Consider the following 13,177-nt stretch of genomic DNA (forward strand, 5'->3'; position numbering starts at 1 on the left):
TAACCCTTATATAGAAAGGCATTTAGCGATTTTTGTCGATTGTTTTTGATCTAGAGCGAACTAATCAATTAAGTCTCTTACCAGATAAGGATTTAGTCGATTTATGACCCCCTATCGAACCATACCAAGTAACGAAGAACCGGATTTACTATGGCTGCAACCCATGACTACTTAGCCTGGAACCGAACTCGGTGGCAAGCCTTAAATGATTTGATGGAACAGGGAGTTACTCCTGAATATATCGATGGGGGATACGAATTTAATGGCTGGTATTTAAACGATATAAAATATGAGCCGCAGCGGGGTAAAAGTTACTGGTGGGTAAATCGTGATGACTACATGATTTCCTCTGGATTGCTCAAAGGTTATCAAGAAGTCAAACGCTATCCTTTTACAAGATGGCTGCTTTTAAAGCAAGATAATGTTTTTGTTCTCCATAGGATTGCTGAAGATAAAACTAATGGGACTTAAACGCTCAAACGATCAAATCGAGTACAATCGTTATAGAGTCAATACTTAACGTTGAGAGAGCGGCTATGAAATAGACAACCCCAGCCGCGATACCTCTCTGGCTTTGACCAATGGTGTGGGCGTTTTGACAATTGAGAAGAAAATCATCTCCATTCCTGTCCATTTTGGTCAAAATAATCAATGATCCTGAATCTTGGTGATTAAAAAAGCGTTAATTGCTTTTTTATCACTGTTCTCTGCTTGAGAGAGAAAAAAACCTTAACCGAGTAGTATTGACTCCCCCCTCATCACCCCAGCAATTTGTCGGTCTAACTGTTCTAAATTTTCCGCTGGTTCAAGGCAGCATAACCCTTGACAAATTAACCCAAATGTGCTAGAGGGCAAACTGGCATCGACTCGATAGACCGCAGTGGGCAAATAGCGACTTAACAGCGACTCGATCGAGCTTTCCGGGGCGCGCAGACAGAAACCGTGACGATAGTGATCGAGGGCAACAAATAAACTGGGGCAAGCGGTGGGGGACTCTTCTAGGATGGTACTAAAAGATTGCAAGGCCTTTTCGGCCCGATCGAGATATTCTAGATTTTCCGTCAATCGCGACAGACGCAATAAATTAGCGATCGCAATTCCGTTGGCCGAAGGGGTGGCATTATCCGTATAACCCCGTTCTCGCACGATCAGATCGAGACTATGATCAGAAGCAGTATTAAAATATCCCCCCTCATCCTCGGCCCAAAACCAGCGATCAAATTCCCCCTGTAAATCGATAGCCGCCTCTAACCAGCCAGTTTCTTGGGGATTAGCGGTTTGCAAGTCCAGCAAAGCCTTAATAAAATAGGCAAAATCCTCCGATTGGGCCAAAACCGAGGCCTGACCCTGATAATTCAAGCGCTGAAAACGTCCATCTAACCACTGATGCTTGAGAATAAACTCGGCCGCTTGAGTAGCCATTTGCCAGTACAAAGGTTCGCTAAAGACGGCAAAGGCCCGGGCTAAACCAGAAATCATCAAACTATTCCAAGCGACAATCATTTTCGTATCCGTTACCGCCGGAATGCGTCCCGGCCAAGAGACAGTTTTCGCCTCCTGATTGTCTCTGGCCGGGGGAAAAAGAGCTAATTGGGCTTGAGAACTGCCATAACGCCGAATAAATAACTTATCGAGCATATTTTCTATCTCCTCCCCTAATTCTCCCCCTTGCCGACGTTGCAGGACATTACGACCCTCAAAATTCCCCTCGGCAGTGACGGTAAAATTAGCCTGCAGCAGCCCCAATTCCTCGGTCGAGAGATAATCCCTTAACGACCGATCCGACCAGACATAAAAGGCCCCTTCCTCCGGCTCCCCATCCGTGGCCTTCTCAAAACTATCGGCATCTTGGGCCGCATAAAAATAACCTTCTGGGGCGGTCATTTCCCGTTTTAGCCAGTTAACCGTGCCTTTAATCCCTCTCTCAAAGGCCGCCTCTCGATCACCCGCACTCCACAAATTGGCTAAATATTCGACAATTTGCCCGTTATCGTAGAGCATTTTTTCAAAATGGGGAACTGTCCACGTCGAATCCACCGTATAACGATGGAATCCTCCCCCCACATGGTCATAGATTCCCCCCAGGGCCAGATCTTCCCCCCGTTGATAGGCCGCTTGCCGGAGGGAATCGTCAAAATCGTCACCAAAGCGACTACCCTGCAAAGCCAGATGAGAATATGGAATCATCGGAAAACTGGGCCGACCGTAATTATTGGGATTAACCCGAATCACCGCCGTATTTGTCTCGATTCCTGTGGCTAAAAGGTAAGGAGCGGCTAAATTGGTCTCTGCTCGGGGTAAAATAGCTGATTGACGCAGTGCGCCCAGCATTTCGGCCGTAAATTTGCTTAATTTCTCCTTTTCCTCGTCATAATAACGACGTACCGATTGCAACACTTGCAGAAAACCGGGCCGGTTAAAGCGCGGTTGCACGGGAAAATAGGTGCCACCATAGAAGGGAATTAAACTATCCGGTGTTAGGAAGACATTCAGAGGCCAACCCCCTTGACCGACCATCATCTGCAATGCTTGCATATAGATACTATCGATGTCCGGTCTTTCCTCGCGATCAACTTTGATCGGTAAAAAATAGTGATTGAGATAATCGGCAATGGCCCGATCGGAAAAAGCTTCTCCTTCCATAACCGTACACCAATGACAGCTAGAATAACCGATCGAGAGAAAGATCGGTTTATCTTCCCTCCTGGCAATTTCTAGGGCGCTGTCACACCAATACCACCAATCGATCGGGTTTTCGGCGTGTTTTCGCAGGTAAAGACTTTCGGATGCAGCCAGATGATTAGTCATGGGAAAAGGGGATTTTTTGCTCTTGCTGCTTATTAGTTTAAGCTAATTAGAGACTAACCGGAATCAAGCCTCTGCTTATGCTGAAAACTTCGATCGCCCTAGGATTTTTTCTCACTCAATCTTTGCCCCTTAATCCGCAAGTGCAGGGGGTGGCTAATCATTTAATTGGGGTTATGGATACGACGCAACAAGCGCACACTAACCCCCGCGTTGCTAAGGTGCAAATGATTACCTGTGCCGTGGATTTTTCCCCCAAACAGGATAGTATTTATCTTTATCAGGAACAGGCAATTATCGATCGCTTAAATCAACCCTATCGTCAAAGAATTTTAGTCATTCAACCTAGCCCCGATAATTCCACTGTGGAATCAAAAGCTTATAAGTTAAATAATGCCCCTAACTTTATTAATTTTTGTAACAAAGACTTGACAGAAAGAAAATTAAATGTATCAGATTTGGCCGAGTCGGTGTGTACTGTGTTTTTAAAACCGATAGCGGGGGGTTATCGGGGAGAAACTCCCCCCCAGGGTTGTCCCACTAATGCCAGAGGTGCGGTGAAAATAACTAATACAATTATTCTACATTCCCAGGGCATGGATACCAGCGATCGAGGTTATGATAGCCTTGGGCAGCAGGTATGGGGAGCGCAGGATAATTTCTATCAATTTCGCTGGCAAAAACCCTAAAATCGGCTTTCTTGTTTCATTAATGCCACATCGGCAGCAAAATAGGTCAAAATCAAATCGGCCCCCGCTCGTTTCATACTGATTAAAGTTTCCAAAATCAGGCTTTTTTCGTCAATCCAGCCCTGTTTTGCCGCCGCTTTAATCATTGCGTATTCACCACTGACGTTGTAAGCGGCGACGGGAAGATGGCTACTATCGCGCAGACGACGGATAATATCGAGGTAGGCCAGAGCAGGCTTAACCATAATAATATCTGCCCCTTCTATTATGTCTAAACTGGCTTCCCGTAAGGCTTCCCGACTATTAGCCCCATCCATTTGATAGGTTTTCTTATCACCAAATTTTGGTGCTGATTCTAAGGCATCTCGGAAGGGACCATAATAAGCAGAGGCATATTTAGCCGTATAAGCGAGAATTCCCACATCCAAATAGCCAGCCGCATCTAAAGCTCGACGGATCGCCCCAATCCTACCATCCATCATATCGGAAGGAGCGACGAAATTAGCCCCGGCTGCCGCTTGCGAGAGCGACATTTTCACTAAAACTTCTAGGGTTTCATCATTGAGAATTTTACCGTCCTCCACAATACCATCATGACCATAAATCGAAAAAGGATCGAGGGCAACATCGGTAATAATAATTATTTCAGGGACTTCTTTTTTAATCGCTTTCACCGCCCTTGGCACTAAACCATCGGGATTATAACTTTCTCTACCGAAATTATCTTTTTTATCTTCGGCAATCAGGGGGAAAAGAGCGATGGCATTAATGCCTAAGTTATAGGCATTAACCACTTCTTTGAGCAATAAATCGAGGGAATAACGATAACAATCGGGCATAGAAGGAATAGCAACCCTTTGATTTTCTCCCTCCATGATAAAGAGGGGATAAATCAAGTCATTAACGGTTAATTCAGTTTCACGAACAAGACGGCGAATCGCTGGAGTATAACGAAGACGACGGGGACGAATCAGCATGATAACAGCGCGTCAAAAATAAAAAGTAAACAGTAAATAGCTGGTTTTGCTCTGGTTTTTTACCTAGGCAAAAACCGGGGATAGGACGATCAAATAATCCTGATCCCCCTGACTAATTAGTGAAAATCGGGACTATGACGAATCAAACTCATAAACTCTTGACGAGTCTTAGCAGAATCGGCAAAAATACCGCGCACGGCACTCGTAGAAGTCCAAGAACCGGGTTTTTCAACCCCGCGCATTACCATACACATATGAGTCGCTTCAATCACCACAGCTACCCCTTGAGGTTGTAGTAATCCTTGCAAAGCATCGGCAATTTGTGCGGTTAAACGTTCCTGTACTTGCAGTCGTCTGGCGTACATTTCACAGATGCGGGCAATTTTCGATAAACCGATCACTTTCCCGTTAGGAATATAGGCAACATGAGCGCGTCCGATTATCGGTAAAATATGGTGTTCACAGGAGCTAAACATATCGATGTCTCGGATTAAAACCATCTCGTTAGCATTCTCGTGAAAAACTGCCCCATTCAGCAATTCATCCAGGGATTGCTGATAACCAGAAGTGAGAAATTTTAGGGCTTTTACTACTCGTTTAGGAGTGTCTCGTAAACCTTCGCGATCGGGATCTTCTCCTGATCCTAACAGCAGTGTTCTTACCGCTTGCATCATCTCGGCTTCCGATACCGGCGATTTAGGTTCGGTAATCACTTCGGGAAAGTGATTGTAGTCATCATTGTCGAAAATTGCTTTGGACTTAGCTAAGGTCATAGATATTTTTACAGACTCCAATAGTTAATTGATCGGCAAAGTTTTCTGATTTTACCAATTGTCAATAAATACCCTTTGCTAGAGTATTTATTTTTCTGGGCATCTAGACGATAACTAATGAAAGCTATCGGTTTATTTCCTCGTCTTTGGGGTTATCTCCGTGGGGAAACCTGGAAAAATTGATTTTCCTAGTCACCGAAAAAGTCTTGAGTATCTCCCTAGTTAATTGAGGGCAGAGTTCTACTGCATAATTAATTTATTTTGTCAAGTAGTTCATTTGTTTGTTAGGGCAGGTTTCCTAGAATGATAATCGTTATCATTTTAACAAAAAATTTAGATTTACCAACAAAAATTTTGTCGCCAGATAAAGATAGTCCCGTTAAGCTATTTAACTTATTTTGAAGATGTAGAGAGATTTTGCGATTTTATCGCTTATATTCAGCAATATTACTGATTTTTTGGTATTCTTCCTCCGAGTATAAATCCGCCAGAGAAGCAAGGCGATCAAGAAAGAGGATTCCTTCCAGATGATCGTATTCGTGTTGAAAGATGCGCGCGACAAAATCCCTGAAAACTTGACGGATTTCGCCACCATTGCGATCGCAATAGGCTACCTCGATCCACTGATGACGGGGGACAAAACCGCGTAAATTGGGGACACTGAGGCAACCTTCCCAACCCTTGACCATTTCCTCGCTGACCCGCAAAATGCGAGGATTAATCACGGCAGTGGGTGGCATCATCGGAGCGTCGGGATAACGAGGATTGGGGTGAGAAGCAACGATAAACAGACGCAGAGACCGAGCAACTTGGGGCGCGGCGATTCCCACCCCGTGGGCAGCTTGCACGGTGCTAATCAGGGAATCGATCAAATTTTGACAGTCAGCATCGAGAAGATTATCGATCGCTGCTGCTTTTTGCTGTAGAATTGGATTTCCTAATTGGGTGATTGTTAAAACTTGCGTCATCTGTCTAAAGATTAATTGTTTCGCTCTGAAAATCATTTTATCTTGAGGGGAAAAATCTCGCTAAACTGATAAGGTTTCCCCGCAGCAGCACTAGAGCAACTTTGTTAATCAAAATTAACCGTGGATAGGCGTTGGGTTTCATGCTTCAACCCAACCTACGTTCATCTTATATTTAATTACACCCACCCACTTAATCAAAATTAACCGTGGACAGCAGCGCCCAACAACTTTGGCATAATCTCCTAGAGCGTCTAAAATTACTATTAACCCGTCCCGCTTTTGAGACTTGGTTTCAAACGGCGACGGTTAAAGAATGGCAAAACGATCGCTTAGTAATTCAGGCTGCCAATCCTTTTATTCTTAACCATCTTCAGAAAAATTATCTGTCAACAATTGCTGAAGTAGTGCAGGATCTCGTCGGTTATCCCGTCGAGATTCAACTCACGGCACAACAGGGCGATTTGATCGCTATTTTCCAGCCTCACACTAGCTTAGAATCAGAATTATCCCCCAGTAATCAACTTAACCCTAAATATAATTTTTCCCGTTTTGTTGTCGGGCCAACTAATCGCATGGCCCACGCAGCTGCTTTAGCGGTGGCGGAATTACCCGGAAGGGAATTTAACCCGCTTTTTCTCTGTGGTGGGGTGGGATTAGGTAAAACCCATTTAATGCAGGCGATCGGTCATTATCGTCTAGAATTATATCCCCAATCCAGGGTTTTTTATGTATCGACGGAACAATTTACGAATGATTTAATCACCGCTATCCGTCAAGATAGTATGGAAAGTTTTCGTAATCATTATCGCCATGCGGACATATTATTAGTGGATGATCTGCAATTTATTGAAGGAAAAGAATACACTCAAGAAGAATTTTTTCATACCTTTAATACCCTGCACGAAGCGGGAAAACAGGTAGTTTTAGCCTCCGATCGCCTCCCCAAACAGATTCCCAGTTTACAGGATCGTTTAATTTCTCGATTTTCTATGGGATTAGTCGCCGATATCCAAGCACCGGATATCGAAACTCGCATGGCAATTTTACAAAAAAAGGCCGAGTACGAAAATCTGCGTCTCCCAAGAGAAGTTATCGAATATATTGCCGTTAATTATACTTCTAATATTCGCGAATTAGAGGGGGCATTAATCCGGGCTACCACTTATATTTCTATCTCTGGATTGCCGATGACGGTAGAAAATATCGCGCCGGTTTTAAATCCACCAATGGCCAAAATTGCCACTTCTCCTGAGATTATTATGGCGGTAGTAGCGGAAAAGTTTCAACTCTCGATCGCCGATCTAAAAGGAAATTCCCGCCGACGAGAAATTAGTTTTGCCCGACAGATTGGGATGTATTTGATGCGTCAACACACGGATTTAAGCTTACCGCGCATTGGCGAAGAATTTGGCGGCAAAGATCACACCACCGTTATTTATAGCTGTGATAAAATCAACCTTTCCCAACATCAAGACCGACAATTACAAGAAATCTTAGCCCAACTAATCGAGCGAATTAACTCCCTCAGTCGCAATCAGTAGTCGGGGGTAATTATGAATGATGAATTATCAATTATGAATTGGGGAGATGGGGAGACCACTTCGTGCGCGTTGCGGGGGGAGATGGGAAAGTGGGAAGTATTTTCAGTGAACTGAAAACTCGCATCTGATCACTGATAACTGATAACTGATAACTGAGATTAACTACAGGAGAATAAACTGGCAATTGTAGCGATGAGACGAGAGGTCATGGGTAAACTATCGATCACCATAGCTGTACATAATAACATCATGTAAAGAATGGAATATTTAAACAGCGATCGAGCGATATCCCGATCAAAAGGATTCTGTTTTAATCGCCAAGCTTTTTTCAGGAAAACAAACCCTAAAATTAAAGCCGCTACACCATAGACCACACCACAGGCAGCCAAGGGATAAATCAGGAGGAAAGTGAAAGGAACAACGATTAAAGTATAGAGCCAAATCTGCTCGCTAGTGGCTTCTTCCCCTTTAACTACGGGCATCATCGGTATATCTACTTCTGCATAATCATCCTTGATCATTAAAGCCAAAGCCCAAAAATGGGGAGGAGTCCAAAGGAAAATAATGGCGAATAAAATCCAAGGAATCCAACCGAGATCGCCCGTTACTGCCGCCCAACCGACGAGGGGAGGAATCGAGCCAGCTGCGCCACCGATAACAATATTTTGGATACTATGACGCTTGAGCAGATGGGTATAAATCAGCATATAAAATGCGATACCGGTCATTGCTAAAAATCCGCTCAAAGTATTGACAAAAAAGACAAAAAGTGCTAGGGAAAGGGAGGCTAAAACGAGGGCAAAAATGAGGGCGTGGAGGGGTTGCACGCGACCGGAGGGGATCGGACGGGCGCGGGTGCGAAGCATGGTGTGATCGATGTCGCGATCATAGATGCAGTTTAAGGTTTGAGCGGCGGCGGCGGCGAGAGTGCCACCGAGGAGAGTAAGAAAGAGTAATAGGGGGGAAACCTGACCTTTAGAGGCGATTTCCATAGAAGCGGCTGTAGTAATCAGCAGTAGAGGAATAATTCGCGGTTTGGTGAGTTGATAATAACTTTTAGCGACTTGTAAAAAATTATCGTGGTGGCGAAGGGCTTGAGTTCCAGTCATCGTGATTAAATCCTTAGAGATGGCTTATAGGCGCGAAAGAACGATCGCGAAGGGCAAAAGTGGTAAAAGCGACGAGGGTTGCCAGCAATAGCGCACCGATGCTGTGGTGGGTAATGGTTAAGGGTTCCACTTGGAGATGTAGTTTCAGGGTGGCAACGCCTAAAAACACCTGTAGGGCGACTAATCCCCCGGCGCTAAAAGCTAGTTTTTTGAGGAGAGGATGGATAGCGGCAGCTCGCCAAGCGAAGAAAACTAGGGTTAACACCGAGATAGTGGCGGGAAAAACCCCGATAATGTGGCTATTCATCACGGTGCAGAGTTGGGAAACCGTTAAACACTGATGGGCCGCCCAACGGGAACCGACGAGACCGCCGAGGAGACATTGCAGATAAACTAGACCGGTGGCGACCATTCCCATCCCGGTTAGTTTCCCGACTGTACCTGTGCCACGGTAGGGAGTCAGACCGATAGCAATGACGATTAGGGTGGCAAAAAAGAGCAAAGCTGTGGCTAAATGGGCCGTTACGATGTCAAATCGCAGTAATTGGGTCACGGTTAATCCTCCCAGGACTCCTTGCAGGAGAATTAAAGCCAAAGCAGCGATCGCAGAGGGGAACAGCCAAGGGGGAAGATGGCGACGGTACCACCAAGACAGACCGACGAGAGCGAGCGTACTAAACCCGATCAAAGAGGCATCGAGACGATGAAACCACTCCAGAAATACCTGTAGATTCATCTGCTGACTGGGAATCCATTGACCGTAACACAGCGGCCAATCGGGACAAGCTAAACCGGCGTTCATAACTCTGGTGGCAGCACCCACCACCATTAGGGCGAAAGTAGCGATCGCAATTTTCCAGACTAAGCGGCGCATCCACACCTGAATATGGCCGGTTTCTCTTCGGGGTGTCGGGTTAAAAACAGATTCGGTCATCGGTTTGCCTGTTCTCAAGGAGTCTGTCATCAAAGATCATGGCTTTGTTTGCCAGTTAGTTATCACTGTGAATGAGTTTTTTTACGACAGGTAAAAGCTTTTAGATATTCTTTAGATTTCTGGCCATTTCCGTTACATTTGTTTACATAAACTCAGAATAAGATATAAAAATTAGTTATTTAAAATACTTTCCCTGAAAACGATCCCAAAGAAAAGATAAAATTCTCAGAAGATGCTGGTTAAATTTCCCATCTATAGGGGAATCATGTTTTAGCCTTGAATAAGTAGCCACTATTGAAAATATTGAAAAGACCGTGAAAATTCCCAGCAGTATCCTGACGCTCGTACTCGGGATCGCCTTGACCTTAATTAGTCTCTGGTATGGCCAAAATCATGGCTTAATGCCTGTGGCCGCTTCCGAAGATGCTCAGGAGATAGATAATATCTTTAATCTGATGATGACCATCGCCACGGGACTATTTTTAATAGTTGAAGGCGTGATCATTTATATAGTGATTCGCTTTCGCCGTAAACCGGGGGATCAAACCGACGGGCCGGCAGTGGAGGGCAATGTACCCCTAGAAATCTTCTGGACAGCCATCCCGACGGTAATCGTTTTTATCCTTGCCGTCTATAGCTTCGAGATTTATAACAATATCGGCGGTCTCGATCCCTTGATTTCCAAGGGTGGCAAAGGAGAAATCGCCCACCACGGTCATCACCACGGCACGATGATGGCCCTGGGCGGCGATCGCAGAGTAGCCCTAGGTATCGGCAATTCCTACGATGGTGAAGGAGTTCCCCCCCTAGTGGTCAATGTTAAAGGCATTCAATACGCTTGGATCTTCACCTATCCCGAAACTGGCATTGTTTCCGGGGAACTGCACGCTCCCGTCAATCGCCCCGTGCAACTGAATATGGAAGCGGGAGATGTGATCCATGCTTTCTGGGTTCCCCAATTGCGTCTAAAACAGGACGTTATCCCCGGACAGGAAACGGTTTTATCGTTCACATCCAACCAAATTGGTCAATATCCGATCATTTGTGCGGAACTTTGCGGGGCCTATCACGGCGGCATGAAATCTAGCTTTGTAGTTCACTCCCAAGCCGATTACGACCAATGGGTGCAGGATAATACGATCGCCGAAGTTGACAGCGATCGAACTGTAGCCATGACCACTAAAGATCGCTCTGATAGTCAATATTTGACCCCCTACACCGAAGAAATGGGCATCGACGCTGAAATCCTCGCCCAAGTTGCCCATCAGCAGCAAATGTAATTTTTCTTGTCATCTAAAATCTTGGCATTATGACAGCATCAACGGAAATAACCACCCCAGCAACCGTTCCCGAGGTGATCCATCACCGCAAGTGGACAGATTACTTTACTTTCTGCACCGATCATAAAGTCATCGGTATTCAATATCTGGTGACTGCCTTTCTTTTCTTCTTTATTGGCGGTGCTTTCGCGGAAGTGCTGCGGACAGAATTAGCCACTCCCGACCCCGATTTCGTCTCCCCAGAACTATATAACCAATTCATGACCATGCACGGAACGATCATGATCTTTCTTTGGATCGTTCCGGTTGGGGCGGGTTTTGCCAATTATCTCATTCCCCTGATGATTGGGGCGGAAGATATGGCTTTTCCTCGTCTTAACGCTGTGGCTTTCTGGCTTAATCCCCCCGGCGGGCTGCTATTATTATCCAGTTTCTTTGTCGGCGCACCCCAGTCCGGTTGGACTTCCTACCCACCTTTAAGCTTAATTAGCGGCAAATGGGGCGAAGAATTGTGGATTTTGAGCCTTTTATTGATCGGGACTTCCTCGATTTTAGGCTCGATTAATTTCATCACCACGATCCTGAAAATGCGGATTCCTGAGATGGATTTGTACAGTATGCCGCTATTTTGTTGGGCAATGCTGGCCACCTCGACTCTGGTACTGCTTTCCACCCCCGTTCTCGCTTCTGCTCTCGTTCTCTTGTCCTTTGATTTAATCGCCGGCACGAGCTTTTTTAACCCTGCCGGCGGCGGCGATCCGGTGGTTTATCAGCATATGTTCTGGTTTTACTCCCATCCTGCCGTTTATATCATGATCTTGCCCTTTTTCGGGACGATATCGGAGATATTACCAGTTCACGCCCGCAAACCGATTTTTGGTTATCGAGCGATCGCCTATTCCAGTCTCACCATCTGTTTCTTGGGTTTAATCGTTTGGGCCCACCATATGTTCACCAGCGGCACCCCCGGCTGGTTACGGATGTTTTTCATGGCGGCAACTATGTTAATCGCCGTTCCCACGGGCATTAAAATCTTTAGTTGGTGTGCCACTCTTTGGGGGGGTAAACTTAGTCTCAATACGTCTTTATTATTTGGGATCGGTTTCCTGTCTTCCTTCCTCATCGGTGGTTTGACCGGGATTATGTTGGCTTCTGTTCCCTTCGATATCCACGTCCACGATACCTATTTTGTCGTCGGTCACTTCCATTATGTACTATTTGGTGGTACGGCAATGGCCCTGTTTGCTGCCGTTTACCATTGGTTCCCGAAAATGACCGGACGGATGTATAACGAGACTCTCGGTCGTATCCACTTTGTTCTCAGTTTTATCGGTTTGAATTTAACTTTCATGCCGATGCACGAATTGGGATTATTGGGTATGAACCGTCGTATTGCCCTGTATGATGTGCAGTTTCAGGATTTAAATGTTCTTAGTACCGCAGGGGCTTATATTCTCGGTATATCGAGTATTCCCTTTGCTATTAATATGGTCTGGAGTGCCTTTAAAGGTCAACCCGCCGGTCGTAATCCTTGGCGCGCTTTAACCCTAGAATGGCAAACCTCCTCTCCCCCAATTATCGAGAATTTCGAGGAAATGCCGATTCTTTGGTCCGGCCCCTACGATTACGGTATTGATCTGGAGGAATCAGAAGCAGCGGAATCAGTACAAGATCTCCTCGCCGAAGTGGGCGCCGAATCCCAATAATCAGTTATCAGTTATCAGTTATCAGTTATCAGATGTGAGTTTTCAGTTCACTAATTAGGGGTTGCTGAATAAATCTAAAAACCTTGTTGGATAATATCTTTAGGCTTTTTTGAAATCAAAAAGTGCCCGCCATGGGAGTGGTCGGGGGGAAAATTCAGGTACTTTTTCCCCGAAAATTAGGTAATTGACCCTCTGAAAACGGGTAAAACCCTACACCCTACACCCCACACCCCACACCCTACCCCCACGAAAAACTTTTTGCCGCAAACCCTAATTACTGTTTACTGTTTACTGATCACTGAGAAAAAGCTCCCCGTCTCCCGTGTAAACTAAGGACATTCAATCATGCAAGGTTCAACGCTCGAAGATTCTCAACTCTCTGTCAATTATCATCA

11 protein-coding genes are annotated in these 13,177 nt (G+C 45.3%); 5 read left to right on the top strand and 6 right to left on the bottom strand.

Translation table 11 applies throughout. The features are described 5' to 3' along the window. Positions 1–150: 150 nt before the first annotated feature. Positions 151–471, top strand: a complete 321-nt coding sequence (locus PX482_RS16190; RefSeq protein ID WP_288093775.1) for a hypothetical protein — start codon at positions 151–153, stop codon at positions 469–471. 258 nt (positions 472–729) lie between these two features. Here the strand turns inward: PX482_RS16190 and PX482_RS16195 are convergent, their stop codons facing one another. Then, positions 730–2,808, bottom strand: a complete 2,079-nt coding sequence (locus PX482_RS16195) for a thioredoxin domain-containing protein (RefSeq protein WP_288122682.1) — start codon at positions 2,806–2,808, stop codon at positions 730–732. Positions 2,809–2,885: 77 nt separating this feature from the next. Here PX482_RS16195 and PX482_RS16200 point away from each other — a divergent pair, with 77 nt between their 5' ends. Beyond that, positions 2,886–3,494: a chromophore lyase CpcT/CpeT gene (locus PX482_RS16200; protein WP_288094421.1), complete on the top strand. Its 609-nt coding sequence runs from the start codon at positions 2,886–2,888 to the stop codon at positions 3,492–3,494. On the opposite strand, the gene hemB is transcribed toward PX482_RS16200, so the two are convergent. From hemB to def, 3 genes are all read right to left on the bottom strand, one after another. Beyond that, positions 3,491–4,471, bottom strand: a complete 981-nt coding sequence (gene hemB, locus PX482_RS16205; RefSeq protein ID WP_002758385.1) for a porphobilinogen synthase — start codon at positions 4,469–4,471, stop codon at positions 3,491–3,493. The two genes, PX482_RS16200 and hemB, sit on opposite strands and share 4 nt — an antisense overlap. 116 nt (positions 4,472–4,587) lie before the next feature. Beyond that, positions 4,588–5,244: a GTP cyclohydrolase I FolE gene (gene folE / locus PX482_RS16210; protein WP_288027958.1), complete on the bottom strand. Its 657-nt coding sequence runs from the start codon at positions 5,242–5,244 to the stop codon at positions 4,588–4,590. Positions 5,245–5,669: 425 nt separating this feature from the next. Then, a complete protein-coding gene (def, locus tag PX482_RS16215; RefSeq protein WP_288027960.1) occupies positions 5,670–6,248 on the bottom strand; it encodes a peptide deformylase in 579 nt (192 codons plus the stop codon). Between the two features lie 170 nt (positions 6,249–6,418). Here def and dnaA point away from each other — a divergent pair, with 170 nt between their 5' ends. After that, the gene (gene dnaA / locus PX482_RS16220) at positions 6,419–7,753 is read left to right on the top strand and encodes a chromosomal replication initiator protein DnaA (protein ID WP_288094424.1); all 1,335 of its coding nucleotides are present in this window, start codon (positions 6,419–6,421) and stop codon (positions 7,751–7,753) included. A 158-nt stretch (positions 7,754–7,911) separates the two neighbouring features. Here dnaA and PX482_RS16225 read toward each other — a convergent pair whose 3' ends face one another. Beyond that, positions 7,912–8,862, bottom strand: coding sequence for a heme o synthase (locus PX482_RS16225; RefSeq protein WP_288027962.1), 951 nt, complete (start codon positions 8,860–8,862; stop codon positions 7,912–7,914). A gap of 13 nt (positions 8,863–8,875) precedes the next feature. Further along, positions 8,876–9,796, bottom strand: coding sequence for a COX15/CtaA family protein (locus PX482_RS16230; RefSeq protein ID WP_288027964.1), 921 nt, complete (start codon positions 9,794–9,796; stop codon positions 8,876–8,878). Between the two features lie 314 nt (positions 9,797–10,110). Here PX482_RS16230 and PX482_RS16235 point away from each other — a divergent pair, with 314 nt between their 5' ends. Both PX482_RS16235 and ctaD read left to right on the top strand, forming a co-directional pair. After that, complete coding sequence (locus tag PX482_RS16235; protein WP_149987483.1) at positions 10,111–11,076, top strand: cytochrome c oxidase subunit II; 966 nt, start codon at positions 10,111–10,113, stop codon at positions 11,074–11,076. Between the two features lie 29 nt (positions 11,077–11,105). Further along, entirely contained in the window at positions 11,106–12,782 is a 1,677-nt protein-coding gene (gene ctaD, locus PX482_RS16240) for a cytochrome c oxidase subunit I (protein WP_002758397.1), read from the top strand. Positions 12,783–13,177 lie beyond the last annotated feature (395 nt).

The organism is Microcystis sp. M53602_WE12, from assembly GCF_030065455.1.
GTDB classification, from domain to species: Bacteria; Cyanobacteriota; Cyanobacteriia; order Cyanobacteriales; family Microcystaceae; genus Microcystis; species Microcystis aeruginosa.

Excerpts from the sequence above, each read along its gene's own strand:
- PX482_RS16225 (WP_288027962.1), bottom strand. The coding sequence starts at position 8,862 with ATGACTGGAACTCAAGCCCTTCGCCACCACGATAATTTTTTACAAGTC.
- folE (WP_288027958.1), bottom strand. The coding sequence starts at position 5,244 with ATGACCTTAGCTAAGTCCAAAGCAATTTTCGACAATGATGACTACAAT.
- PX482_RS16190 (WP_288093775.1), top strand. The coding sequence starts at position 151 with ATGGCTGCAACCCATGACTACTTAGCCTGGAACCGAACTCGGTGGCAA.
- ctaD (WP_002758397.1), top strand. The coding sequence starts at position 11,106 with ATGACAGCATCAACGGAAATAACCACCCCAGCAACCGTTCCCGAGGTG.
- PX482_RS16200 (WP_288094421.1), top strand. The coding sequence starts at position 2,886 with ATGCTGAAAACTTCGATCGCCCTAGGATTTTTTCTCACTCAATCTTTG.
- hemB (WP_002758385.1), bottom strand. The coding sequence starts at position 4,471 with ATGCTGATTCGTCCCCGTCGTCTTCGTTATACTCCAGCGATTCGCCGT.
- def (WP_288027960.1), bottom strand. The coding sequence starts at position 6,248 with ATGATTTTCAGAGCGAAACAATTAATCTTTAGACAGATGACGCAAGTT.
- PX482_RS16230 (WP_288027964.1), bottom strand. The coding sequence starts at position 9,796 with ATGACCGAATCTGTTTTTAACCCGACACCCCGAAGAGAAACCGGCCAT.
- PX482_RS16195 (WP_288122682.1), bottom strand. The coding sequence starts at position 2,808 with ATGACTAATCATCTGGCTGCATCCGAAAGTCTTTACCTGCGAAAACAC.